Source organism: Paraburkholderia sp. BL23I1N1 (genome assembly GCF_003610295.1).
GTDB lineage: Bacteria > Pseudomonadota > Gammaproteobacteria > Burkholderiales > Burkholderiaceae > Paraburkholderia.
In genome coordinates this window covers 792,959-817,761 of the sequence record NZ_RAPV01000002.1, presented here as the reverse complement: position 1 = coordinate 817,761, position 24,803 = coordinate 792,959, and the positions used below count along the sequence as shown (strand labels likewise).

The following is a 24,803-nucleotide window of genomic DNA, read 5'->3' as shown; positions in this document are numbered from 1 at the left end:
GCAGCAACCAGACTGCTGCGTGGATTTAGCGGACTTAGCGAGCGCAGGCGAAGCGGCACTTCGGTGCCGCTTTTTTTGCGCCCACCGTATCCAAGGGGCCAGATCCGTGACGCGACCACCGCTCTCTGAACACTTGCAGTAAGCCACCCGACTCGCATAAGATGCGAACAATTCTCATTTCACTACGCCTTTGCCGTGACACCCCGTCTGCCCCGCCTGACTTTCCACCGCATTTCGCCGGCTCGCTTATGAGGCGGCAACTCGTCCGCCTGCATCGCTGGTTCGGTGTTGCCATTGCGCTGTTTCTGTTCGTCGCCGGCCTGAGCGGCGCGATCATCGCGTGGGATCACGAACTCGATGCGGCGCTGAACCCCTCGTTCTTCAAAGCGCGCACCGCCGGCCCGGCGCTTTCGGGACTCGAGTTGGCACGTCGTATCGAAGCGGCGGATCCGCGCCTGCAGGTGACGTATCTGCCGCTCGCCGCCGAGCCCGGCCACACCTTGCAGATGATGGTGTTGCCGCGCACGAACCCCGCCACGCAGCAGCCTTACCCACTCGACTTCAATCAGATCGCCGTCGATCCCGCCACCGGCGATATCCAGGGGCGACGCGAATGGGGCGCAGTGTCGCTCGCTCGGCTCAATCTGATTCCGTTTATCTACAAGCTGCACTACACGCTGCAATTGCCGTTCACGGGCGGCGTCGATATCGGCACGTGGCTGATGGGTATCGTCGGGATCGTGTGGCTGATCGATAGCGTGATCGCGCTATGGCTTTCGTTTCCGAGCTTCAAGGCGTGGCGCAAGTCGTTCGCGTTTCGCCTTGGGCGCGGCGGCTATGCGCTCACCTTCGATCTGCACCGCTCGGGCGGCGTGTGGATCTGGGGCTTGCTGGTGATCGTCGCGCTGACTTCCGTGTCGATGAATCTCTCGGCGCCGGTCGTTCGGCCGATCGTGTCGCTGTTCTCGACGCTCACGCCGGATCCGGTCAGCAACCCCGAAATCCTGCGCACGCCGCAGCCCGGCGACCCGGTGCTGAGTCGCGAGCGCGTGGTGCAGCTAGCAGAGCAAGCCGGTAAAGCGCAGGACCTGAAGGTGCCGCCGGGTGGTCTTTACTACGCGGAATACCTGCATGCCTATGGCGTCGGTTTCTACGCAACCGGCAACGATCACGGCGACATCGGCCTCGGCAATCCGTGGATGTATTGGGACGCGGCCACTGGCAAGCTACTCGGCGCGCAGATTCCCGGCAAGGGCACGGCGGGCGACATCTTCATGCAGGTGCAATTCCCGCTGCACTCGGGACGCATCCTCGGTCTCGGCGGGCGGATTCTGATTAGCGCGGTGGGGATTGCGGTCGCCTTGTTGAGCGCAACGGGACTGGTGATCTGGTTGAAGAAACTGAATGCGCGCCGCCGTTCGGCGCAAAACGCTCGACTTGCGCAACCCGCACAACTCGCACAGGACACGCGACACGCCGGCGGCTCCGCGATGGACTCCTAACCTGACGAGCATGCACTGAACTCATTCGGCGCACGTTGCAGTGGATTGCGATGCCCTGAAGGAGAGCGCGCCGGACAGACCCGGCGCACGCTTGCAGCGAGGTCATGCGGCCGTGGTTTGGCCGCCCCCGCTGCAAGCGCATCAACTACGCTTAACGAAACACCACGGTCTTGCTGCCGTTCAACACGACGCGATGCTCGACGTGCCACTTCACCGCGCGCGCGAGCGTCACGCATTCGACGTCACGGCCGATCGCCGTCAGTTGCTCCGGCGTCATGCTGTGATCGACCCGCTCCACCTCCTGCTCGATGATCGGACCTTCGTCGAGATCCGTGGTCACGTAGTGCGCGGTTGCGCCGATCAGTTTCACGCCGCGGTCGAACGCCTGGTAATACGGCTTCGCGCCCTTGAAGCTCGGCAGGAACGAATGGTGAATATTGATTGCACGGCCGGAGAGCGATTCGCACAGCTTCGGCGACAGAATCTGCATGTAGCGCGCAAGCACCACCAGATCCGCTTGATGCTCGTCGATCACTTCGAGCACGCGTGCTTCCTGTGCGGCCTTCGCGTCCGGCGTGCCGCCCATCAGCGGGAACTGATGGAACGGAATGTCGTAGCTGGCCGCGAGCTGATAGAACTCCTTGTGGTTCGAGATGATCGCCGGAATCTCGATACCCAGTTGACCGGTGCGATAGCGGAACAGCAGGTCGTTCAGGCAATGACCGATCTTCGACACCATGATGACGACGCGCGGCTTCACTGAGGCATCGTGCAACTCCCAGCGCATGCCGAACTGCTCGGCAAGCGTCGCGAACGACGTACGCAGCAGGTTCAGGCCCGGATCGCCGCCCACCTGCTGGAAATGCACGCGCATGAAGAACTCGCCGGTGCGGCTGTCGCCGAACTGCGCGGAGTCGAGAATATTGCTGCCACGCTCGAACAGAAAGCCCGAAACCGCATGGACGATGCCGGGCCGGTCGGCGCACGACAGTTTGAGGATGAAGCTGTGATCGGTCGACATGACCTGGGTGACTCCCTTCTTCAGTGCGTGGTTTGTTCGGTGTGTCTTGTTCGATGCAGCATGCTACGGCGTGACCCAGCGTGTTCGTCACACCGGAGCCTGACCGGTGCTTAGCCAGGCGCCGGTGGCGCGAACAACGTCTCGATGCCCGGACACGCGTCTTCGTCGATCCAGCGGCGGCGCAGCAGGCAATCCAGCGTGGCGAGACTCGCATCCACGGTCATCGCGCCTTCTTCGATCCAGCGCGCCACTTCATCGATGCGCGCGAGCCGGTGTTCGCTCACTTCCCCGTCCTGGTTGCGCGGCGCGAAATCGGCCGGCAGCGCGAGGTCATAGATAAAAATCTGTTCGGCCTGCGTGCCTTCCGGCAACGATTGCAGCACATGCGCGGTGCGGCCGGCCTTGGCGCGAGCGGCGATCTCCTCAGGAATACCGGCTTCTTCCCAGCACTCCTTGATGATCGTCGCCTCGATGCCGAAGCCCCAGCCGATCCCGCCTGCCACGACATTGTCGAGCATGCCCGGGTCGGTCGCCTTGGTGTCGCTGCGGCGCGCGATCCACAATTGCGGGGCGGCCATCCGTGGGGCGGCCATCCGCGGGGCGCCGTCCGCGTATTCTACGACGCCGTTCAGATGCACCGCGTAGGTCATCGTGCCGAAGAAGCGCGACGCCGCGCGTTCGATATACGCGAGTGGCGGCGCATCGAACGCATTACGGATCGCGTAAGTCTCGTTGCGCCAGCCGGGAATGCGGCCCTCGGCGGCAAGCGCACCGATCACGGAACCGAGCGCGGCACTGCGCAAATCGACGGTGTTGAACACAGGCGCGAGCGTCACGCGCGTGGCGTCGATTTCAAACACATCGGGCCAGCGTGCGAGCAACGGCACATCGGTCGAGCGAATCCAGCCGACCTGCTCGGCGTCGATCCAGAACGGCAGATGCGCGTGCCTATCAAAGCGGCGCGCGGCGGTGATGCAAGGCAAAGTCATTCAAAGCTCCAAACTGATCTTCTGGCGCACCGCGTCGCCGGGTTGCAGGCGCTCGCTCAGTCGCTTAAGCGGTCCCGATGTCAATCGCGCAAGGCGACGCGAATTCCAATCGCGATGAAGGTCGCGCCGGCGAGCCGGTCGAGCCACACGCCCACGCGCGGCCGGCGCTTCAGCCAGCCGCCGATCATGCCCGCGCACACGCCGAACAGCGAAAACACCACCACGGTCTGCAACATGAACAACACGCCGAGTTCGAGCATCTGCACGGTGACGCTTTGCGTGCCATGCGGCTGCACGAACTGCGGCAGGAACACGACGAAGAACAGCGTCACCTTCGGGTTCAGCAGATTGCCGAGCACGCTCTGACGGAACACCGCCATCAACGGTTGCGGCGCGCGCTCGTGCGCGGTGGCGAGGCCCTGGCTGCGCAGCGCCTTGATGCCGATCCAGACCAGATACGCGGCGCCCGCCAGCTTGATCACTTCAAACGCAACCGGCGACGAACGCAGCAACGCGGCCACGCCAAGCGCGGCCAAGGTGGTGTGGAACGTGATGCCGGCGGCGAAGCCAAGCGCGGCGACGAGACCCGCCGCGCGGCCTTGCGAGATGCCGCGCGCGAGCACTTGCAGATTGTCGGGGCCAGGCGCCATCGTGATCGCGATCGAGGTCGCCAGGAACAACAGAAAGTTGGGCATCTTTCTTACCTTCTTTATGTGCGGGAACAGTGCGGGAAGCGTCCGAGAAAAAGCGCGCGTCCAGTGATCAATGGCCGCCGAATTCGGTCACGGTATAGAGCGGCAGGCCCCCGTTACGCAGCAAGGCCGAGCCGCCGAGTTCGGGCAGATCGATAATCGCCGCACCTTCGACCACCACCGCGCCGAGCCGCTCCAGCAGAATCTTGCCGGCCATCATCGTGCCGCCGGTGGCGATCAGATCGTCGATGATCACGACGCGGTCGCCCGGCTTGCAGGCGTCCTCGTGAATCTCGACGGTCGCGGTGCCGTATTCGAGCTCGTAGGATTGGGCGACCCGCTTATACGGCAGCTTGCCCTGCTTGCGGATCGGAATGAAGCCGAGGTTCAGTTCGTAAGCCAGAATCGGCCCGAAGATGAAGCCACGCGCATCCAGCCCGGCGACGTAGTCGAGCTTCGCGTCGATATAGCGCTGAACGAACAGGTCGATCAGCACGCGCAGCGACTTTGGCTCCTGCAGGAGCGGCGTGATGTCGCGAAACTGCACGCCCGGCTGCGGCCAATCGGGCACCGTGCGGATGTGGCTTTTGATGTAGTTGGCCGCATCGAGCGGCGCGCTCGCGAGCGCGTTGGACATGATGTCTCCGGATGGACCTCGGCAGGTCCGATGAAAGGCTAAATCAGTTGGGCCGGCGAGGCGTGGACGAGGCAGACGCGGCAGACGCGGCCACCAGCGCCGACCCGGCGAAATCATGCCACGTCGACCATCCTCGCTAGGCCGCAGCCGCGCCCGCGCGGCGATGCTTCGAGAGGCGCTCTTCGGCTTCGGCCAATTGCTCGGGCAAACCGCGCAACACCACGATATCGCTCGCGCGCAGCTTGGTGGACGGGTCCGGCTCGACGCCACGAATGCCGTGCCGGCGAATCGCCGTGACCTCCACGCCCAGTTCGAACAGGCCCAATTCCGCCAGCGTTCGGCCCACCGCGTCCGAATTTTCGTCGACCGGCACCGATTGTAGCCGCACCTGTTCGTGCCCGTCGTCGTCTTCCACGTCGTCCGCGCCGTGGAAATAGCCGCGCAACAGCGCATAGCGCTCGTCACGCATTTCCTCGACCCGCCGCACCACGCGCCGCATCGGCACGCCCATCAGCACCAGCGTATGCGAAGCCAGCATCAGGCTGCCTTCGACGATTTCAGGAATCACCTCGGTCGCGCCGGCAGCTAGCAGCTTTTCCAGATCGGCGTCGTCGACGGTACGGACGATCACCGGCAACGTGGGTTCAAGCTCGTGAATATTGTGCAACACGCGCAGGGCCGAGGGCGTGTTCGCGTAGGTAATCGCGATCGCCGCGGCGCGATGGATACCCGCGGCAAGCAGCGATTCGCGCCGCCCCGCATCGCCGAATACCACGGACTCGCCCGCCGCAGCCGCGGCTTGCACGCGATCGGGGTCCAGGTCCAAAGCGACATACGACAAACCCTCGTGCTCCAGCATGCGCGCCAGGTTCTGCCCGGCCCGGCCATAACCGCAAATGATCACGTGACCGCTTTGCTTCAGGCTCTGCGTCGCGATCCGGGTCATCTGCAAGGACTGCATCATCCATTCCGTCGACGACAGCCGCAGCACGATGCGGTCCGCGTTCTGGATCAGGAACGGCGCGGCCAGCATCGACAGCAGCATCGCCGCGAGAATCGCCTGCAGCAGGGTGGCGTCGACGAGATGCTTGTCGAGAATCAGGTTCAGCAGCACGAAGCCGAACTCGCCGGCTTGCGCGAGGCCGATACCGGTGCGCATCGCAACGCCCGGCGACGCGCCGAACAGGCGCGAGAGCCCCGTCACCATCACCGCCTTCAGCAGAATCGGGCCGACCAGGAAACCCAGCACGATAAACGGGTGCTCCCAGATCACGCGCGGATTCAGCAGCATGCCGGTGGTGACGAAGAAGAGGCCCAGCAGCACGTCGCGAAACGGCTTGATGTCCTCTTCCACCTGATGCCGGTAAGGTGTTTCCGCGATCAACATGCCGGCGATGAACGCGCCGAGCGCAAGCGACAGGCCGAACTTGTCCGTGATGAACGCTGCGCCGAGCGTCACCAGCAGCAGATTAAGGATGAACAGTTCCTGCGAGCGGCGCCGCGCCACCACGTTGAACCAGCGCGTCATGAAACGCTGCCCCACTATTAACAATAGGGCCAATGCCACGACGATCTTGATAGCCGCCAGCCCGAGCGCGCTGACGAGATCTTTCGAATCGCCGCCCAGCGCCGCGATGACGATCAACAGCGGCACCACCGCCAGGTCCTGGAACAGCAGCACGCCGAAGATATTGCGGCCGTGCTCCGTTTCGATCTCGAGCCGCTCGGCCAGCATCTTGCTGACGATCGCCGTCGACGACATCGCGAGCGCGCCGCCCAGCGCCACGCTCGCCTGCCAGGTGATGTGCACCCAGCGCTCCAGCACGAAGCCGAGCGAGACCGCCACGGCAATCGTGCCGATCACCTGCAGCAGGCCGAGACCGAACACGAGCCGGCGCATCGAGCGCAGCTTAGAAAGCGAAAACTCCAGCCCGATCGAAAACATCAGGAACACGACACCGAATTCGGCGAGATTCTGCGCACCCACCGAATCGGGAACCAGACCGAACGCGTGCGGCCCGACCACGATGCCGACCGTCAGATAGCCGAGCATCGGTGGAAGATTCAGAAAGCGAAAGATCACCACGCCCGCCACCGATGCCAGCAGCAGGAACAGCGTCATTTCGAGTGGGGAAATCATCGGCAGAAACGCATCGGTAAAGCGTCCTCGTTCGTCAGCGGAACCGCGCACGAGAAACGCCGTGCGACAAGGTTGAGGGGCCGTTAAAAACAGCAATAAAGGCAGCGGCTTGGCACAGCAGGCCCGGCGCGGCGAACAAGCGCCTTTGCTATACTCCGCGAATGATAGCGAAAATCAATGGCGACCGGGCACTCGCGCTCGCTCGCGACGTGCTCGACATCGAAGCGGACGCCGTGCGCGCGCTTCGCGATCAACTCGACGATGGCTTCGTCGGGGCGGTCGACTTCATCCTGGGTTGCCGCGGGCGCGTTGTCGTTTCCGGCATCGGCAAATCCGGCCATGTGGCCCGCAAGCTCGCGGCCACGCTCGCCAGCACCGGCACACCGGCGTTCTTCGTTCATCCGGCGGAAGCGAGCCATGGCGACCTCGGCATGGTCACGGCAGACGACGTGTTCCTTGCGCTGTCCAATTCCGGCGAAACTGAAGAACTCGTGGCGATCCTGCCGCTCATCAAGCGGATCGGCGCGAAGCTGATTGCAATGACCGGCCGTCCGTCATCGAGTCTCGCACAACTGGCCGACGTGCATCTGAATTCCGGCGTATCGAAAGAAGCCTGCCCGATGAATCTTGCGCCGACCGCCAGCACCACCGCCGCGCTCGCGCTCGGCGATGCGCTCGCGGTCGCGGTGCTGGATGCGCGTGGTTTTGGCCGGGACGACTTCGCCCGCTCGCATCCGGGCGGCGCGCTGGGCCGCCGCCTGCTCACTTATGTTCGCGACGTGATGCGCACCGGCGACCAGGTGCCGAAGGTGACGCTCGACGCGACCGTGCGCGACGCGCTGTTCCAGCTGACCGCCAGGCGTATGGGCATGACGGCGATCGTCGATCACAACGATCGCGTGACCGGCATCTTCACCGACGGCGACTTGCGCCGCGTACTCGAACGCGACGGAGATTTCCGCGAGCTGTCGATTGCCTCGGTAATGACCGCCGGCCCGCGTACCATCGGTCCGGATCAACTTGCTGTCGAAGCCGTGGAACTGATGGAGCGCCACCGCATCAATCAGATGCTGGTCGTCGACGAAGCAGGCAAGCTGATCGGCGCGCTCAACATGCACGACCTGTTCTCGAAGAAGGTGATCTGATGCCCGTCGCCCCCCTTACCGCCACTGAACGCGCCAGCCGCGTGAAGCTGATGATTTTCGACGTCGACGGCGTGCTGACCGACGGCGGCCTGCTGTTCACGGCGGAAGGCGACAAGATGAAGGCGTTCCACTCGATGGACGGCCACGGCATGAAGCTGCTGCGCCAGGCCGGCATCGAAACGGCGATCATCACCGGGCGCAAGTCGGGCATCGTCGCGGCGCGGGCGAAAGAAATGAATATCACCCACGTCTATCAGGGCGTGCAAGACAAACCCCAGGCATTCGCCGACCTGCTCCAGCAAACCGGCATGACAGCGGAAGAATGTGGCTATATGGGCGACGACTGGGTCGACCTCGGCGTGATGCTGAAGGTCGGCTTCGCGGCGGCACCGGCCAATTCCCATCCTGAAGTGATCGCGCGCGCCCATTGGGTCAGCGAGGCGCGCGGCGGCCACGGTGCCGCGCGTGAAGTCTGCGATACGCTGCTGCGCGCGCAGCATAAATATGACGCACTGCTCGCGGCAGCCTGTAGCGGCGAACAGCGAGGCCTCGTCGGATGAATCAGTTTCGCTGGACCTCGTTGATTCCGCTCGTCGCGATGGCGGCGCTCGCGGGCATTACCTGGTGGCTGCTGCAAGCCACGCTGCCGCGGCAAAACGAAAGCGTGGTGCGCCCCAAGGAGCACACGCCCGACTACTTCGCCGACAATTTTTCGGTTTCCGAACTCGATCAATCAGGCTCGACGCAATACCGTCTGACCGCCCAGTCTCTGATCCATTACGAGGACGACGAACTGAGCGACCTGGTCAAACCGGCCATGCGAGCCTTCCAGCCCGGCAAGCCGATCGTCACCGCGACCGGCGACACCGGCAAGGTGAACGGCGATGCCTCGATCGTCGATCTGTACGACAACGCGCGCATCCTGCGGGCCGCCGGCAACGGCGATCCGCAGATGCAAGCGGATTCGCAGCATTTTAGGGTGCTGGTCAACGACGATGTGATCGAGACCGAAAAGCCGGTTAAACTTCAGCGCGGCATGTCTGTGATGACTGCCAGCGGCATGAACTACAACAACGTCACCCGGGTAATGCAGCTGTTCGGCAATGTGAAGGGCGCGATTGCCGCGTCCGAAGGCTCCGCCAGCTCGCCCAAGCAACCCGGGTAATCCATTCCAGGCGTGACTGCATGAACGAATCGTTCCCCCGTTTTGATACCGGCCGCTCGCGCACCCTGTCCGCGTGCCGCGCCGGACTCGCAGCGCTGATTGTCGCGTTGCCGCTTGCCGGCTTCGCGCCGCTTGCGCACGCCGACCGCGCCGACAAAGACAAGCCGCTGAACATCGAAGCGGACAACATGACTTACGACGACCTCAAACAGGTCAACATCTTCACCGGCCACGTGGTCGCCACCAAAGGCACGATCGTGATCAAGGCCGATCGGGTCGAAGTGACGCAAGACCCGCAGGGCTATCAGTACGCCACCGGCACCTCGAGCGGCGGCAATCTGTCGTATTTCCGCCAGAAGCGCGAAGGCCTCGATGAATACATCGAAGGCACGGCCATTCGTATCGACTACGACGGCAAGCAGGATCTGACCACGCTCACCACCAACGCCACCGTGAAGCGCCTGCAAGGCCTCTCCACGGTCATGGACCAGGTGCACGGCAGCGTCATCACGTATGACGGCCAGAGTGACTTCTACACCGCCAAGGCGGGTAAAGACGTCGCCGGCCCGGGCAACCCGACCGGCCGTGTGCGCGCAATGCTGGCACCGCGCAATGGCGGCGCCGCTCCGTTGAACGGCGCGTCGGCTACGCTCGCCCCGTCCACCACGATCCAGGGAGCACCGAACCAGTGAGTTCTTCCGCGTCCCTCCCCAATCGCAAACCAGCCGGCACCAGCAGTTCACTGGTGGTCCGCAAGCTGAAGAAGCGTTACGGCTCGCGCACGGTCGTCAAAGACGTCTCGCTCGACGTGAAAAGCGGCGAAGTGGTCGGCCTGCTCGGCCCCAACGGCGCCGGCAAGACCACCTCGTTCTATATGATCGTCGGCCTCGTGCCGCTCGATGCGGGTGAAATCGATCTGGACGGCAAGTCGATCAGCTTGCTGCCAATTCACAAGCGCGCCTCGCTGGGCTTGTCGTATCTGCCGCAGGAAGCGTCGGTGTTCCGCAAGCTCACCGTCGAGGAAAACATTCGCGCGGTGCTGGAATTGCAACACGAAGACAACGGCAAGCGGCTCAGCAAGGACACCATTACGAGCCGCACCGAGGCGCTGCTCGACGAACTGCAGATCGCTCACCTGCGTGAGAATCCGGCGCTGTCGCTGTCCGGCGGCGAGCGCCGACGGGTGGAAATTGCCCGTGCGCTGGCCACCAATCCGAGCTTCATTCTGCTCGACGAACCGTTCGCGGGCGTCGATCCGATCGCGGTGCTGGAAATCCAGAAGATTGTCAAATTTCTGAAGCAGCGCAATATTGGCGTGCTAATCACAGATCACAACGTGCGCGAGACCCTCGGCATCTGTGACCACGCCTACATCATCAGCGACGGCAGCGTGCTGGCCGCCGGTGCGCCGAGCGACATCATCGAAAACGAAAGCGTACGGCGCGTCTATCTGGGCGAACACTTCCGCATGTAAGTGCACAAAGGATAACCGGCGGTGCGAGCACGCACCCGCCGGCGTCTTTGCGGCATCTGCACATCAGCATTCTTGACTGGGCCGTCCCGCGCCCGGCGACGCCGAAACGGGCGCACGCGTAATTGCGCATGTCGCAATGTATCGCGGTCGTGGCAAACTCTCTACAATGAATCTCAACTTGCCATGAAAGCCAGCCTCCAACTCCGCCTATCGCAGCATCTTGCGCTGACCCCGCAACTGCAGCAGTCCATCCGGCTGCTTCAGCTGTCCACGCTCGAACTGCAGCAGGAAGTCGCAATGGCGATCTCGCAGAATCCGCTCCTCGAAAACGAGGACGACTGGATCGCGAGTCCCCTGCGCGTGGCGGCCGACGGATCGCTGATCACCCAGTCGCCCAATTCCTCCCCGCCGCCCGACCAGATGGGCGGCAACACGTCGTCTTCGTCCAACAGCAGCAGCGAGCGCGCCGAAAACGGCGAGCCGCAGGGTGTCGACGAATACAACGGCCTCTCGAGCGACAGCAACGGCGATGCGTCGCAATGGAACCTCGACGACTACGGCCGCTCCGGCAATGCTTCGGACGACGATGATCTGCCGCCGCTGCAAGTCCACGAATCGAGCACCTCGCTGCGCGATCACCTGATGGCGCAGCTTCGCGTCACCCAGGCGAGCCAGCGCGACCGCGCGCTGATCACCTTCCTGATCGAATCGCTCGACGACGACGGCTATCTTGCCGCCACGCTCGACGAAGTGCTGACCGACCTGCCCGACGAGCTCGAAGTCGATCTCGACGAAATGAACGCCGCGCTCGCGTTGCTGCATAGCTTCGACCCGGCAGGGGTCGGCGCACGCTCCGCGTCGGAATGTCTCAAGCTGCAATTGCTGCGGCTCGAACAGTCGGCCACGCGCACGCTTGCGCTCGACATCGTCGCCCATTATCTGGAACTGCTCGCGGCACGCGACTTCACGCGCCTGCGCAAGCATCTGAAGGCGAACGACGACGATCTGCGGGATGCGCATATGCTGATCCGCTCGCTCGAACCATTTCCCGGCGCGGCTTACGGCAAGGCGGAAGCGGACTATGTCGTGCCCGACATCATGGTGCGCAAAACGGCACAGGGCTGGCAGGCGGAACTCAATCCGGAAGTCGTGCCCAAGCTGCGCATCAACCATCTGTACGCGAATATTCTGCGCAATAACCGGGGCGATCCGGGCAGCGGATCGTTGCGTCAGCAACTGCAGGAAGCGCGCTGGCTGATCAAGAATATCCAGCAACGTTTCGAAACGATCCTCCGGGTGGCGCAAGCCATTGTCGAGCGTCAAAAGAGCTTTTTTGTGCACGGCGAAATTGCCATGCGCCCCTTGGTTTTGCGGGAAATTGCTGATACGCTGGGCCTACACGAGTCAACTGTCTCGCGTGTGACAACCGGTAAATACATGCTGACCCCATTCGGGACGCTTGAATTTAAGTACTTCTTCGGATCACACGTTTCGACTGACACGGGCGGCGCGGCGTCTTCAACGGCGATCCGTGCGCTCATCAAGCAACTGATAGGAGCGGAAAACCCGAAATCTCCTCTTTCAGACAGTCGCATAGCCGAACTGCTGGCGGAACAGGGCTTCGTGGTCGCACGGCGTACCGTTGCGAAGTATCGCGAAGCGCTCAGGATTCCGGCAGTCAACCTGCGCAAGTCTCTGTAGCCCGCCGCCTCCCGCGACGGGCATTTACCGGCCGCTCCGCAGTTGGCGGACAGGCCGGCCGATGCGACCTGCCAGAAGTCAGTCACCGGGGGGCGACTTTGGCAAGCCGACAGATCGACCGGTTCGTCATCGTGCGGAACAAGCGGCCTCTAGCTTGGAGAAGCACTATGAATCTGCAGATCAGTGGACACCACCTCGAAGTAACGCCTGCGTTGCGCGAATACGTGATCACCAAACTGGATAGGGTGCTAAGACATTTCGATCAGGTCATCGACGGCAGTGTGGTCCTCTCGGTCGACAACCACAAGGAAAAGGAAAAGCGTCAAAAGGTTGAAATCAACCTGCATCTCAAGGGTAAAGATATCTTTGTCGAGAGCTGTGACAGCGATCTCTACGCTGCGATCGATCTGATGATCGACAAGCTTGACCGGCAAGTGATACGCCATAAGGATCGCCTGCAAGGCCATCAGCACGATGCGATCAAGTACCAGCCGGCACCGCTACTGGATGTGCCGCCGCAATAACGAAGATCAGGAGGCGTCTTTACTTCCCTCCGTTTTTCCTCAGTTGCCCGCATTGGCCCGTGTTGGTCCGCATTGGTCACACTACCCAGCCAAACCGCCCGAGACCGGGCGGTTTTTCGTTTCAGGGCACCTTTCTCGCAATGCGGCGCGAATCGGATCAATCTCGCGAAGAAACCCATGATGCATGGATGGCGCGCCGCACCATCCGCCGCTACCCTGTTCTATAATGTTCCGGTTACCATCGGGGTCAAGTTAGCTCAAACGGGAATCGGTCGGCCGGAGTCCTGCGGTTTCTGGCTCCAACGCACGTCGCCGTGAGCATCAAACGAATGGAACACCACTCAAACGCCCCAGCGAGGAGAGCCCAGGCCACGTTTTCGCCTGTCAACATGAATCGTTTAGCCAAATTTCTTCCCCTCGAGAACGTCGTCGTCGGACTATCGGTCACCAGCAAGAAGCGCGTATTCGAGCAAGCGGGCCTGATCTTCGAGAACCAGAACGGCATCGCCCGTAGCACGGTCACTGACAATCTGTTTGCGCGTGAGCGCCTCGGATCGACGGGGCTCGGCGAAGGCGTCGCGATTCCGCATGGCCGGATCAAAGGCTTGAAGCAACCGCTCGCCGCATTCGTCCGCCTCGCCGAACCCATCCCCTTCGAATCGCCCGACGGCCAGCCCGTCTCGCTGCTGATCTTCCTGCTCGTGCCCGAGCAGGCCACCCAGCAACACCTTGAAATCCTTTCGGAAATCGCCCAGTTGCTGTCCGATCGCGAGGCCCGCGAGCGCCTGCACACCGAAGAAGACCGCGAATCATTGCATCGCCTGCTCACTCAGTGGCAACCTTGATGCATCGGCGGCTTTCCGCACGCCGGTTTTTCACCCTGTTGCCCGCCTGCGTGCGGGTACAACAACCTGGCAAGGCAAACGGCTCGCGTTAGCGCGGCCGCCCCTTCGCCCGGCAAGCGGCCCACACTGGAGTCACTGACTCATGGATACGTCCAGCATCAACGCCCAGAGCATTTTCGACGACAACGCCGCCATGCTGAAACTGAGCTGGCTGACGGGGCATGAAGGCTGGGAGCGCGGCTTTTCTTCGGAATCGGTCGCCAATGCCACGTCGAGCGCCGACCTCGTCGGCCACTTGAACCTGATCCACCCGAACCGGATCCAGGTGCTCGGCGACGCCGAAATCGACTACTACAAGCGCCAAACCGACGAAGACCGCTCGCGCCACATGGCCGAGCTGATCGCGTTGGAGCCGCCGTTTCTGGTGGTGGCGGGCGGCGTCGCCGCGCCGCCGGAACTGGTGCTGCGCTGCACGCGCTCGTCCACGCCGCTCTTCACCACGCCCATGTCCGCCGCTGCGGTGATCGACAGTTTGCGCCTCTACATGTCGCGCATTCTGGCGCCGCGCGCCACGCTGCACGGTGTGTTTCTCGACATTCTCGGTATGGGCGTGCTGCTCACCGGCGATTCCGGCCTCGGCAAGAGCGAACTCGGGCTGGAACTGATCAGCCGCGGCCACGGCCTCGTCGCCGACGACGCGGTGGATTTCGTGCGCCTCGGCCCGGATTTCGTCGAAGGGCGCTGCCCGCCGCTGCTGCAAAACCTGCTGGAGGTACGCGGTCTCGGCTTGCTGGACATCAAGACGATCTTCGGTGAAACCGCGGTGCGCCGCAAAATGAAGCTGAAACTGATCGTGCAACTGGTGCGCCGCCCCGACGGCGAATTCCAGCGGCTGCCGCTGGAAAGCCAAACCGTCGACGTGCTCGGCTTGCCGATCAGCAAAGTCACGATTCAGGTTGCGGCCGGCCGCAACCTTGCGGTGCTGGTCGAAGCGGCCGTGCGCAATACGATCCTGCAACTGCGCGGCATCGATACGCTGCGCGACTTCATGGATCGCCAACGTCTGGCCATGCAAGACCCGGACAGCCAGTTTCCCGGCAAATTGATCTGAATCCGCGACACCTTGTGGCGCCGTGCCACGCCTGCAGCCAACGGCGGCTGAGGCGGCACGCGCACGGGGACCAGATGCTATGATGAACTGTACGGATTCCACGACTCCATGCGCATAATCCTGATCACCGGTATTTCCGGCTCCGGCAAGTCAGTTGCCCTGAACGCGCTTGAAGACGCAGGCTATTACTGCGTCGACAATCTGCCGCCGCGTTTTTTGCCGCAACTGGCCAACTATCTCGCCGACGACGGCCATGAACGCCTCGCGGTCGCCATCGACGCGCGCTCGAGCGCCTCGCTCGACGAAATGCCGGCGATGATCCGCGACCTGTCGCGCGCCCACGACGTGCGCGTGCTCTTTCTCAACGCAAGCACGCAGTCGCTGATTCAACGCTTCTCCGAAACGCGCCGCCGCCATCCGCTGTCCGGTTCCACCGCGTATGACGCGGACGTCGGCTTGTTGACGTCGCTCGGCGAAGCGATCGAACGCGAACGTGAACTCGTGGCGGGCCTTGCCGAATTCGGCCATCAGATCGACACCAGCAATCTGCGCGCGAACGTGCTGCGCGCCTGGGTCAAACGCTTCATCGAGCAGGAAGAGGCGGGGCTCGTGCTGATGTTCGAGTCCTTCGGTTTTAAGCGCGGCGTGCCGCTCGACGCCGATTTTGTTTTCGACGTCCGCACGTTGCCGAACCCGTACTACGATCATGAGTTGCGGCCGCTCACAGGCCTCGACAGACCGGTGATGGATTTTCTCGACGCGCTGCCGGTCGTGCATGAAATGATCGACGACATCGAAAAATATCTCGTCAAATGGCTGCCGCATTTCCGTGACGACAACCGCAGCTACCTGACGGTCGCGATCGGTTGCACGGGCGGCCAGCACCGCTCGGTGTTCATTGCGGAGACGCTCGCCGCGCGTCTCGCAACGTCGGCAAATGTCATTGTGCGGCACCGCGATGCGCCGATTCCAGTCGGCGAATCATCGAAGTTAGTGGCTTAACCGGCCGCGTCGCGCGGCCTCAACTCGAAGCGTTGCGCCATGTCTTCTTCTACTGTGCTTGCCGATGTGCCGCTGTTTCCGCTGCACACGGTGCTGTTTCCCGATGGACTGCTGCCGCTGAAAATCTTCGAAGCGCGCTACCTCGACATGGCGCGCGACTGTCTGCGTGACAAGACGCCGTTTGGCGTGTGCCTGCTGAAAAGCGGCGCCGAAGTAGCACGTGCCGAAGAGCCTTCGGTGCCCGAAGCAATCGGCTGTCTCGCAGAAATTGAAGAGTGCGACGTCGAAGCCTTCGGCATGCTGCTGATTCGGGCGCGCGGCACGCGGCGGTTTCGCCTGCTGTCGCATCGCGTGGAGAGCAGCGGCTTGCTGGTCGGCATGGCGGAGCCGCTCGGTGAAGACATACCGCTCGAGGGCAACGATCAACTGGCCAAATTCGGTGCGTGCGCGGAAGTGCTCGAACGGATCATCGCAACGATCCGCGAACGCGATCCGGACAGCTTGCCGTTCGCGGAGCCGTTCAGGCTGGAAGATCCGTCATGGGTGTCGAACCGGCTTGCTGAAGTGCTGCCGATCGCCCTTCGTGCAAGACAAAAGCTGATGGAATTGCAGGACGCCGGCGCCCGGATCGACGTGGTTCATCACTATATGCAGCAGCATCAACTGCTTTGATTTGACGTGCTTTTTTGCTCAGGGCTGGCTAGAGCAGCGAGCCGTGCAGACTATCCAGCAGCTTGCGCACCGGTGCGGGCACACCGAACGAGTCGAGATCGCTTAACGCGACCCATGCGGTGTCCGCGTCGCCTAGTGCAGCCAATGCGCCCACGCCACGGTCCAGTTCAGCGAGCCGTGGCTCGATATCCAGCTTGAAATGCGTGAAGACGTGCGTAAGCGGTGCGAGCGGCGAGACCGCTCCGTCACCGCCGAAAGCGAGCGCACGTTCGGCGAGCGTGGCTTCGTCGGCCGCTTCGGGCAGGCTCCACAAGCCGCCCCAGATGCCTGACGGCGGACGCTTTTCCAGCATCACGGCGTTACCGTCGCGTAGCACCAGCATCCATGTGCGGCGCGTCGGCACAGCTTTCTTCGGCCGTGCCGTGGGCAATTCACGCTGACGTCCGGTCACGTTGGCCACGCAATCGGCAGCGAACGGACAGCGCAGGCAGTCCGGCTTGCCACGCACGCACAGCGTTGCGCCGAGGTCCATCAGACCTTGCGTGTAGGCGCTGACATCGTCGTCCGATGCGTTGGACGGCAGCAGCGATTCCGCCAGCGTCCACATCGCGTTCTCGACTTTCTTTTCGCCCGGAAAACCTTCAACGCCAAATACGCGCGCCAATACGCGTTTCACGTTGCCGTCGAGAATCGTGGCACGCGCGCCGAAAGCGAAAGAGGCGATCGCCGCGGCCGTCGAACGGCCGATGCCCGGCAATTCAGCGAGCGCGTCGGCAGACTCAGGAAACGCCCCGCCATGCTGCTCGACCACCACCTGCGCGCAGCGGTGCAGATTGCGCGCGCGCGAGTAGTAGCCGAGGCCGGCCCACAACGCCATCACGTCGTCTGCCGGTGCGGCGGCGAGCGAGGCGACATCCGGACAGCGCGCAAGAAACTTTGCGTAGTACGGAATCACCGTCGATACCTGAGTCTGTTGCAGCATGATTTCCGACAGCCAGATGCGATAGGGATCGCGAGTGTTCTGCCATGGCAGGTCATGACGGCCATGTTGGCGCTGCCACGCAATCAGCCGCGCGGAAAAATCAGACATGACCGGGAAAACAGGCGCAGCGGACGAGGCGAACGGGCTTAAACGAGATGGCATCGAAAAATTAGCGCTGGCAGGTGGGACAGAAATACGTAGAACGCTGCCCCTGCACGATCTGTTTGATCGGCGATCCACACACGCGACATGGCAGCCCCGCGCGATCATAGACGAAATAGTCGAGCTGGAAGTAACCGCTTTCGCCATCACTGCCGACGAAATCGCGCAGCGTGCTGCCGCCCTTCTCGATCGCCGCGGCGAGCGTGACACGCACCGCGTCCGCGAGCAAATCGTAACGCACGAGCGAGACGCGCCCCGCTGCGGTGGTGGGCCGGATACCGGCTCGAAAGAGACTTTCGGAGGCGTAGATATTACCCACGCCGACCACGATCTCTCCCGCCAGCAACGCCTGCTTCACCGACACCTTGCGCCCGCGCGTGAGCCGGTGCATCAACGCGCCGGAAAACGCCGGGGAAAACGGTTCGACACCGAGGCCCGCGAGCAGCGGATGCTCGAGCACGTCGCCGGCTTCGCGCGGGTGCCACAGCACCGCGCCGAAACGCCGCGGATCGCGATAGCGCAAGATGAATTCGTCGAAAATCCAGTCGATGTGATCGTGTTTCGCCGCGGCAGGCGGACGCGGCACATGGCGCAGCACGCGCAGCGTGCCGGTCATGCCCAGATGCACGATGAACCAGCCGGCGTCGATTTCGAACAGCAGATACTTGCCCCGCCGCTCGACCTTGCGCACCACGCTGCCACGCAAGGTTTTCGCAAGGTCCGCCGGAATCGGCCAACGCAGCGCGGGCGTACGCACCTCGACGCGTTCAACCTTGCGCCCGGACACATACGGTTCGATTCCCCTTCGGGTAACCTCAACTTCTGGCAACTCTGGCATGTCTAACTGGTCTGCAACTTGCATCGTTGGTTGTGCGCGTATTGTAGCGAGCGCGTTACAATCGTCCGAAACATTGAACGGATTTCCATGAACTTGTCCTTCGTGAAGCTGTTTTCGAAGCGCCCGGCTAGCGCATCCCGCGTGCCGCACGCCGTATCCGCTCGTTGCATGCTCGGTGCCGCCGCGCTCGCGGTCTGGGCGCTCGCTGCCGTGCCCGCGCACGCGCAGGACCCGTCGCCGGACTCGGATGACACGTCTGTCACTCTGCCGGACCCGCTCGGCCCGGCAACGGCAGAAGACCAGAAGTCTCTGCCCGGCGTGCCGCTGTCCAGCCAGATCGTATTCCAGGTGCTCGCCGCCGAGGTCGCATTGCAGCGCGACCAGCCGGCGCCCGCCTACCAGACCTATCTCGCGCTCGCGCGCGACACGCACGATCCGCGCATGGCGCAACGCGCCACGGAAATCGCGCTGGCCGCGCAAAGCCCGTCTGACGCTTTGGCTGCCGCGCAATTGTGGCAGCAGTATGCGCCGAATTCGGAACGCGCCGCGCAACTCGACGCGTCCCTGCTCGTGCTGTCCGGCAAGCCTGACGACGCCGCGCCGCTCCTCGCCCAGGAGCTCGCAAAAGTATCCGCCGACAATCGAGGCAGCGCGATTCTGGCGCTGCAGCTGCTGCTCTCGCGCGGCCCGAACCGGATTGGCGGCTTGCATGTGCTGCAAGACCTGCTGAAAAACGACCTGAACCGGCCGGAAGCGCAACTGGCCATCGCGCACCAGCAACTTGTTTCCAACGATGCGCCGGGCGCGCGCAAGTCGCTCGAGCAGGCGCTTGCGCTCAAACCGGACTATTTACCGGCTGCGCTGACGCTGTCGCAGATGGGTCCGGAGGAGCGCAAGGAAGGCATCGCGTCGCTCGAAAAGTACGTGCAGCAGAATCCGAAATCGCATGACGCGCGCCTCGCGCTCGCGCAGATGTATCTCGCGAGCGACCGTCTGGACGACGCGCAGAAGCAGTTCGAGATCATGCACAAGAACAACGCGGCTGACCTCACACCGCTGATGGCGCTCGCGCTGATCAAGATCCAGCAGAAGAATTTCAGCGACGCGCAGACCTACCTGACGCAGTACGCGCAGCAAGCCGAAAAAACGCCGGGCGCCGATCCGGGCCAGGCGTATATCTACCTTGCGCAACTGTCGCTCGAACAGAAGAACGATGCGGCGGCGGGCGACTGGCTCAACAAGGTTTCGCCGGCGAGCCAGCAATTCGTGCCGGCGCAGATCACGCGCGCCCAATTGCTCGCCAAGCAGGGCAAGACTGAAGACGCGCGCAAGCTGCTGGCCGGTCTGCAGGCTCCCGATCCGCGCGACCAGGCGCTAATTGCCCGCACCGACGCAGCTATTCTGTTCGACGCGAAGCGCTACCCGGAGGCGGAATCACGCCTGCAACAGGCAACGGCGAACTTCCCCGACGATCCCGATCTCACCTACGACTACGCCATGGCCGCCGAAAAAACCGGCCATTACGACATCATGGAAGCGCAACTGCGCAAGCTGATCCAGACGCAGCCGGACAATCCGCAGGCGTACAACGCGCTCGGCTATTCGCTTGCCGATCGCAATCAACGCCTGTCGGAAGCGGACAAGCTGGTCGAAAAGGCCTCGTCGCTGGCGCCGAACGACGCCTTCATCATGGACAGCGTCGGCTGGGTCAAGTACCGGATGGGCGATACGTCGGATGCGATCAAGTTGCTGCGCAAAGCGTACGACCTGCAGCCGAACGCCGAAATCGGCGCCCACCTCGGCGAAGTGTTGTGGAAAACCGGCGCGCAGGATCAGGCTCGCGCCGCTTTCCGCGACGCGCGCAAGCTCGAACCGGACAACGACACCCTGGTTAAAACGCTGCAACGTCTTCAGGTGAACGATCTTTGATGCGTCTTTCCCGCTTGATCTCCTATTCCCGGGCGCCGCGTGGCGCGGCGCTCGGATTCGTAGCAGCGGCGGTTGTCGCGTTGGCCGGTTGTGCATCGGTGAAGCCGCAGGGTCCGTCCACGTCGAATGCGGCGACTTCCGTCTCGACACAAACCACCCGCGCTTACCAGGGCCGTTTCGCGATCCAGTACAACGATCAGAACGGCCAGCAGCGCAATGCTTATGGCAACTTCACCTGGCAGGAAACGGGTGACACGGTCACCCTGCAATTGCGCAATCCGCTCGGCCAGACCCTGGCGATCGTGACGTCGTCGCCGGCTTCAGCCACGCTCGAACTGCCGAACCGCCAACCGCTCACCGCCGACAACGTCTCCACGCTGATGCAGAATGCGCTCGGCTTCGTGCTGCCGGTCGAAGGGCTGCGCTACTGGCTGCAGCCTTCGCCGGCGCCGACTTCGCGCGCCAGGACCGAGAACGATCCGGATCAGCCCTCGCGCCTGAAGCAGATCACGCAGGACGGCTGGACGATCGATTACCTGGCCTATGCCGAGGCGCCGGCCACCGGCGTGAAGCGCCTGAACCTGAGCCGCTCGGAACCGCCACTCGACATCAAGCTCGTGCTTGACCAGTAGCCGCGCGTGTTCGCACAACCCTTGCAGCATCTTCGGCGCCGCGATGGCGCATGTAGCCCTGACTCATGATTGAAACGACCGATTCGCTGCGCGATTGCCTCGCGCCCGCGAAACTCAACCTCTTCCTGCACATCACAGGCCGCCGGCCTGATGGCTATCACACGCTGCAAACCGTCTTCCAGCTGCTCGACTGGGGCGACACCCTGCACTTCACGCGGCGCGACGACGGCCTCATCACGCGCGGCACCGAAATCGCCGATGTGCCGCCGGAACACGACCTCACCGTTCGCGCAGCAAAGCTTCTGAAGGCGCATACGGGCTCGCCCGAGGGTGTCGATATCGAAATCGACAAGCGCCTGCCGATGGGCGCCGGCCTTGGCGGCGGCAGCTCCGATGCGGCCACCACGCTGCTCGCGCTGAACCGCCTGTGGAAACTCGATTTGCCGCGACTCGAGTTGCAGGCGCTGGCGCTGAAACTCGGCGCGGACGTGCCCTTCTTTATTTTTGGGAAAAATGCGTTCGCACAGGGTGTCGGAGAAGCTTTGGACGTTGTACAATTGCCGCCGCGCCATTTCCTGGTTGTGACGCCGAGGGTTCAGGTTCCGACTTCAGCGATTTTCTCCGAAAAAGCGTTGACAAGAGATTCGAAACCCCTCATAATTACGGACTTTCCTGCAGAACTTAGCTGCAACACTGAATGGCCAGAAAGTTTTGGCCGGAATGACATGCAGCAGGTTGTCGTGGGAAAATACGCGGAAGTAGCGCAAGTGCTGCGGTGGTTTGAAACCATCGCACCCGCGCGGATGTCTGGGTCAGGTGCAAGTGTATTTGCAGCGTTCCGTAGTCGAACTGAAGCAGAAGCGGCGCAAGCCAAACTGCCAGGCGAATGGAACAGCGCAGTGACTGCAGGTCTCGATCAGCATCCACTCTTTGCTTTCGCGTCATAAGTTTTGCCTCGTCGAATGTTCCCTCGTTCGGTGAAGCTCAAAGTTAGTGTAGGGGAGTCGCCAAGTTGGTTAAGGCACCGGATTTTGATTCCGGCATTCGAAGGTTCGACTCCTTCCTCCCCTGCCAAAAATTCTCGCATTTCCCTCGCCCCCCAGCCTGAAGCAGGTGCACGATGAGCAGCCATGACGGCCTGATGGTTTTTACTGGCAACGCAAATCCCGCGCTTGCACAGGAAGTCGTCAAAATCCTCGGTATTCCCCTCGGCAAAGCAATGGTTAGCCGTTTCTCGGACGGTGAAATCCAGGTCGAGATTCAGGAAAACGTGCGTGGCAAGGATGTCTTCGTCCTTCAGTCCACCTGCGCGCCGGCGAACGACAATCTGATGGAACTGATGATCATGGTCGATGCGCTCAAGCGTGCATCCGCCGGTCGGATCACCGCAGCCATCCCGTACTTCGGTTATGCCCGTCAAGATCGCCGCCCGCGTTCAGCGCGCGTTGCAATCTCGGCGAAGATCGTGGCGAACATGCTGGAAATCGCAGGTGTCGAGCGGATCATTACGATGGATCTGCACGCCGACCAGATTCAAGGCTTCTTCGACATCCCGGTCGACAACATCTACGCTACGCCCGTGCTGCTCGGCGATCTGCGCAAGCAGAACTACGAGAACCTGCTGGTCGTTTCGCCGGACGTCGGCGGCGTGGTGCGTGCCCGTGCATTGGCCAAACAACTGAATTGCGATCTCGCGATCATCGACAAGCGCCGCCCGAAAGCGAACGTTGCCGAAGTGATGAACATCATCGGTGAAGTCGAAGGCCGCACCTGCGTGATCATGGACGACATGGTCGACACCGCAGGCACGCTTTGCAAGGCAGCTCAGGTTTTGAAGGAACGCGGTGCGAAGCAGGTGTTCGCTTACGCCACCCACCCGGTTCTGTCGGGCGGTGCAGGCGAGCGTATCGCAGCTTCGGCACTCGACGAAGTCGTTGTCACCGACACGATCCCGCTCGGCGAAGAAGCTCGCTCGTGCCCCAAGATTCGTGCACTGAGCAGCGCCGGCCTGCTCGCCGAAACGTTCTCGCGGATTCGCCGCGGCGATTCGGTGATGTCGCTGTTCGCTGAAAGTTAAGTATTTGCGAAGGCGCCGCGCGCATTGCACTACCGCGCGCTGCGCTTTTGCACAATTGGCATGAACGAACGAAGGTTCGTGCCATCGCTCTGGGGCCTCAGCCGAAAAGGCTTGGAGGCCCCGTTTTTACTGCCTGGTCGCGGGCAGTGCATTGGAGATTTAACATGAAAGTAGTCGCTTTCGAGCGTTCTTTGCAAGGTACGGGTGCGAGCCGCCGCCTGCGTATCTCGGGTAAGACCCCGGGTATCGTATATGGCGCTGGTGCTGACACGCAATTGGTCGAACTGGACCACAACGCACTTTGGCACGCGCTGAAGAAAGAAGTTTTCCACTCGTCGATCCTCGACCTGGAAATCGGTGGCGAGTCGCAACAGGTTCTGCTGCGCGACGTGCAATACCATCCGTTCCGTCAGCTCGTGCTGCACGTGGACTTCCAGCGCGTCGACGCGAAGAAGAAGCTGCACACCAAGGTGCCGCTGCACTTCATGAACCAGGAAACCAACCCGGCAGTGAAGCTGTCGAGCGCGGTGATCTCGCACGTCCTCAACGAAATCGAAATCGAGTGCCTGCCGTCGGCACTGCCGGAATTCCTCGAAGTCGACCTGGTGAAGATCGAAGCGGGTCAGTCGCTGCACGCCAAGGACATCGTCCTGCCGGCAGGTGTGGCACTGGTTGCTCACATTGAAGCAGAAAACCCGGTCGTCGCAACTGCAACGATCCCGGCTGGCGCAATCGCTGAAGGCGACGCCGCTGCTGCTGCTGAAGGCGAAACGCCGGCTGCCTAAGGTCCTCTTGGTCCTTTCGGCACTAAGCAAGCAATCCTCTCGATCCGTTTCAATGAAACGGTCGACGTCACCCGCCGAGGTTCGCCCCGGCGGGTTTTTTTTTGGTTTTTTTCGGCTCGGCCGTGTTCGGCGCCCGGGCCAGACGGACCTACGCAATCATGATCAAGCTGATCGTCGGGCTCGGGAATCCGGGCGCTGAATACACCGCGACGCGCCACAATGCCGGCTTCTGGCTGGTCGATCAACTGGCACGCGAAGCCGGCGCGACGCTGCGCGACGAGCGGCGCTTCCACGGTTTCTACGCGAAGGCCCGGCTTCACGGCGAAGAAGTGCATCTGCTGGAACCGCAGACGTATATGAACCGCTCGGGGCAGTCGGTCGTGGCGGTCGCTCAGTTCTTCAAGATTCTTCCGGACGAAATTCTGGTCGCGCACGACGAACTCGATATGCCGCCCGGCAGCGTCAAGCTGAAACTCGGTGGCGGCAGCGGCGGCCATAACGGGCTGAAGGACATCACCGCGCATCTGTCCTCGCAACAGTACTGGCGGCTGCGGATTGGCATCGGTCATCCGCGCGACCTGATTCCCGAAAGCGCGCGAGCCGGCGCCAAGCCGGATGTCGCCAACTACGTGCTGAAACCGCCGCGGCGGGAAGAACAGGATGTGATCGATGCGTCGATCGAACGTGCGTTGGCCGTGATGCCGCAGATCATCCAGGGGGAGCTTGAACGCGCGACGATGCAACTGCATCGCAATAATCCCTGAGCGCGCTCCGCCCG

Annotated in this window: 25 protein-coding genes and 1 tRNA gene; 19 read left to right on the top strand and 7 right to left on the bottom strand. The window is 62.5% G+C overall.

Annotated elements, in window-relative coordinates; translation table 11 throughout:
- The first annotated feature begins 248 nt into the window (after positions 1–248).
- Positions 249–1,502 (top strand): PepSY domain-containing protein, encoded by a 1,254-nt coding sequence (locus B0G76_RS36385; protein ID WP_120297569.1) that lies wholly within the window; start codon positions 249–251, stop codon positions 1,500–1,502.
- A 151-nt stretch (positions 1,503–1,653) separates the two neighbouring features.
- Here the strand turns inward: B0G76_RS36385 and purU are convergent, their stop codons facing one another.
- From purU to B0G76_RS36360, 5 genes are all read right to left on the bottom strand, one after another.
- Positions 1,654–2,523 (bottom strand): formyltetrahydrofolate deformylase, encoded by an 870-nt coding sequence (purU, locus tag B0G76_RS36380; RefSeq protein ID WP_120297568.1) that lies wholly within the window; start codon positions 2,521–2,523, stop codon positions 1,654–1,656.
- A gap of 110 nt (positions 2,524–2,633) precedes the next feature.
- Entirely contained in the window at positions 2,634–3,512 is an 879-nt protein-coding gene (locus B0G76_RS36375; protein WP_120297567.1) for a DUF4743 domain-containing protein, read from the bottom strand.
- 80 nt (positions 3,513–3,592) lie between these two features.
- Positions 3,593–4,207: a LysE family translocator gene (locus B0G76_RS36370; protein WP_120297566.1), complete on the bottom strand. Its 615-nt coding sequence runs from the start codon at positions 4,205–4,207 to the stop codon at positions 3,593–3,595.
- Positions 4,208–4,274: 67 nt separating this feature from the next.
- Entirely contained in the window at positions 4,275–4,841 is a 567-nt protein-coding gene (locus B0G76_RS36365; protein WP_120297565.1) for an adenine phosphoribosyltransferase, read from the bottom strand.
- Positions 4,842–4,977: 136 nt separating this feature from the next.
- Positions 4,978–6,981 (bottom strand): monovalent cation:proton antiporter family protein, encoded by a 2,004-nt coding sequence (locus tag B0G76_RS36360; RefSeq protein WP_120298065.1) that lies wholly within the window; start codon positions 6,979–6,981, stop codon positions 4,978–4,980.
- A gap of 161 nt (positions 6,982–7,142) precedes the next feature.
- On the opposite strand from B0G76_RS36360, the gene kdsD reads away from it, so the two are divergent.
- From kdsD to B0G76_RS36305, 11 genes are all read left to right on the top strand, one after another.
- Complete coding sequence (kdsD, locus tag B0G76_RS36355; protein ID WP_120297564.1) at positions 7,143–8,126, top strand: arabinose 5-phosphate isomerase KdsD; 984 nt, start codon at positions 7,143–7,145, stop codon at positions 8,124–8,126.
- Positions 8,126–8,686, top strand: a complete 561-nt coding sequence (locus tag B0G76_RS36350; protein WP_120297563.1) for an HAD family hydrolase — start codon at positions 8,126–8,128, stop codon at positions 8,684–8,686. Before kdsD ends, B0G76_RS36350 begins: the two co-directional genes overlap by 1 nt.
- Positions 8,683–9,291 carry an LPS export ABC transporter periplasmic protein LptC gene (gene lptC / locus B0G76_RS36345; RefSeq protein WP_120297562.1) on the top strand — a complete coding sequence of 203 codons (609 nt, stop codon included), beginning with the start codon at positions 8,683–8,685 and terminating at the stop codon, positions 9,289–9,291. The genes B0G76_RS36350 and lptC overlap by 4 nt, the downstream gene beginning before the upstream one ends.
- Positions 9,292–9,311: 20 nt before the next feature.
- The gene (lptA, locus tag B0G76_RS36340; protein WP_063494698.1) at positions 9,312–9,983 is read left to right on the top strand and encodes a lipopolysaccharide transport periplasmic protein LptA; all 672 of its coding nucleotides are present in this window, start codon (positions 9,312–9,314) and stop codon (positions 9,981–9,983) included.
- On the top strand, positions 9,980–10,765 hold the full coding sequence (lptB, locus tag B0G76_RS36335) for an LPS export ABC transporter ATP-binding protein (protein WP_120297561.1): 786 nt from the start codon (positions 9,980–9,982) through the stop codon (positions 10,763–10,765). The genes lptA and lptB overlap by 4 nt, the downstream gene beginning before the upstream one ends.
- A gap of 183 nt (positions 10,766–10,948) precedes the next feature.
- On the top strand, positions 10,949–12,466 hold the full coding sequence (locus tag B0G76_RS36330) for an RNA polymerase factor sigma-54 (protein ID WP_120297560.1): 1,518 nt from the start codon (positions 10,949–10,951) through the stop codon (positions 12,464–12,466).
- 167 nt (positions 12,467–12,633) lie between these two features.
- Entirely contained in the window at positions 12,634–12,990 is a 357-nt protein-coding gene (gene hpf / locus B0G76_RS36325; protein WP_028199089.1) for a ribosome hibernation-promoting factor, HPF/YfiA family, read from the top strand.
- Between the two features lie 329 nt (positions 12,991–13,319).
- Positions 13,320–13,835 carry a PTS sugar transporter subunit IIA gene (locus tag B0G76_RS36320; RefSeq protein WP_120297559.1) on the top strand — a complete coding sequence of 172 codons (516 nt, stop codon included), beginning with the start codon at positions 13,320–13,322 and terminating at the stop codon, positions 13,833–13,835.
- 142 nt (positions 13,836–13,977) lie between these two features.
- The gene (hprK, locus tag B0G76_RS36315) at positions 13,978–14,946 is read left to right on the top strand and encodes an HPr(Ser) kinase/phosphatase (RefSeq protein ID WP_012431656.1); all 969 of its coding nucleotides are present in this window, start codon (positions 13,978–13,980) and stop codon (positions 14,944–14,946) included.
- Positions 14,947–15,054: 108 nt separating this feature from the next.
- The gene (gene rapZ / locus B0G76_RS36310; protein ID WP_120297558.1) at positions 15,055–15,948 is read left to right on the top strand and encodes an RNase adapter RapZ; all 894 of its coding nucleotides are present in this window, start codon (positions 15,055–15,057) and stop codon (positions 15,946–15,948) included.
- A gap of 39 nt (positions 15,949–15,987) precedes the next feature.
- A complete protein-coding gene (locus B0G76_RS36305) occupies positions 15,988–16,620 on the top strand; it encodes an LON peptidase substrate-binding domain-containing protein (RefSeq protein ID WP_120297557.1) in 633 nt (210 codons plus the stop codon).
- Positions 16,621–16,648: 28 nt separating this feature from the next.
- Here B0G76_RS36305 and mutY read toward each other — a convergent pair whose 3' ends face one another.
- Both mutY and mutM read right to left on the bottom strand, forming a co-directional pair.
- Complete coding sequence (gene mutY, locus B0G76_RS36300) at positions 16,649–17,764, bottom strand: A/G-specific adenine glycosylase (protein ID WP_183082277.1); 1,116 nt, start codon at positions 17,762–17,764, stop codon at positions 16,649–16,651.
- A gap of 7 nt (positions 17,765–17,771) precedes the next feature.
- Entirely contained in the window at positions 17,772–18,602 is an 831-nt protein-coding gene (gene mutM / locus B0G76_RS36295; RefSeq protein ID WP_120297555.1) for a bifunctional DNA-formamidopyrimidine glycosylase/DNA-(apurinic or apyrimidinic site) lyase, read from the bottom strand.
- An 87-nt stretch (positions 18,603–18,689) separates the two neighbouring features.
- On the opposite strand from mutM, the gene B0G76_RS36290 reads away from it, so the two are divergent.
- The 7 genes from B0G76_RS36290 (at position 18,690) to pth (ending at position 24,789) form a co-directional block, all read left to right on the top strand.
- The gene (locus tag B0G76_RS36290; protein WP_120297554.1) at positions 18,690–20,531 is read left to right on the top strand and encodes a tetratricopeptide repeat protein; all 1,842 of its coding nucleotides are present in this window, start codon (positions 18,690–18,692) and stop codon (positions 20,529–20,531) included.
- Positions 20,531–21,163 (top strand): lipoprotein insertase outer membrane protein LolB, encoded by a 633-nt coding sequence (gene lolB, locus B0G76_RS36285; RefSeq protein ID WP_120297553.1) that lies wholly within the window; start codon positions 20,531–20,533, stop codon positions 21,161–21,163. Before B0G76_RS36290 ends, lolB begins: the two co-directional genes overlap by 1 nt.
- Before the next feature lie 65 nt (positions 21,164–21,228).
- A complete protein-coding gene (gene ispE, locus B0G76_RS36280) occupies positions 21,229–22,110 on the top strand; it encodes a 4-(cytidine 5'-diphospho)-2-C-methyl-D-erythritol kinase (protein WP_120297552.1) in 882 nt (293 codons plus the stop codon).
- 50 nt (positions 22,111–22,160) lie between these two features.
- A tRNA-Gln gene (locus B0G76_RS36275) sits at positions 22,161–22,237 on the top strand.
- Between the two features lie 46 nt (positions 22,238–22,283).
- Positions 22,284–23,240 (top strand): ribose-phosphate pyrophosphokinase, encoded by a 957-nt coding sequence (locus B0G76_RS36270; protein WP_120297551.1) that lies wholly within the window; start codon positions 22,284–22,286, stop codon positions 23,238–23,240.
- Between the two features lie 164 nt (positions 23,241–23,404).
- Positions 23,405–24,025: a 50S ribosomal protein L25/general stress protein Ctc gene (locus tag B0G76_RS36265; RefSeq protein WP_120297550.1), complete on the top strand. Its 621-nt coding sequence runs from the start codon at positions 23,405–23,407 to the stop codon at positions 24,023–24,025.
- Positions 24,026–24,183: 158 nt separating this feature from the next.
- On the top strand, positions 24,184–24,789 hold the full coding sequence (pth, locus tag B0G76_RS36260; protein WP_120298064.1) for an aminoacyl-tRNA hydrolase: 606 nt from the start codon (positions 24,184–24,186) through the stop codon (positions 24,787–24,789).
- Positions 24,790–24,803: the final 14 nt, after the last annotated feature.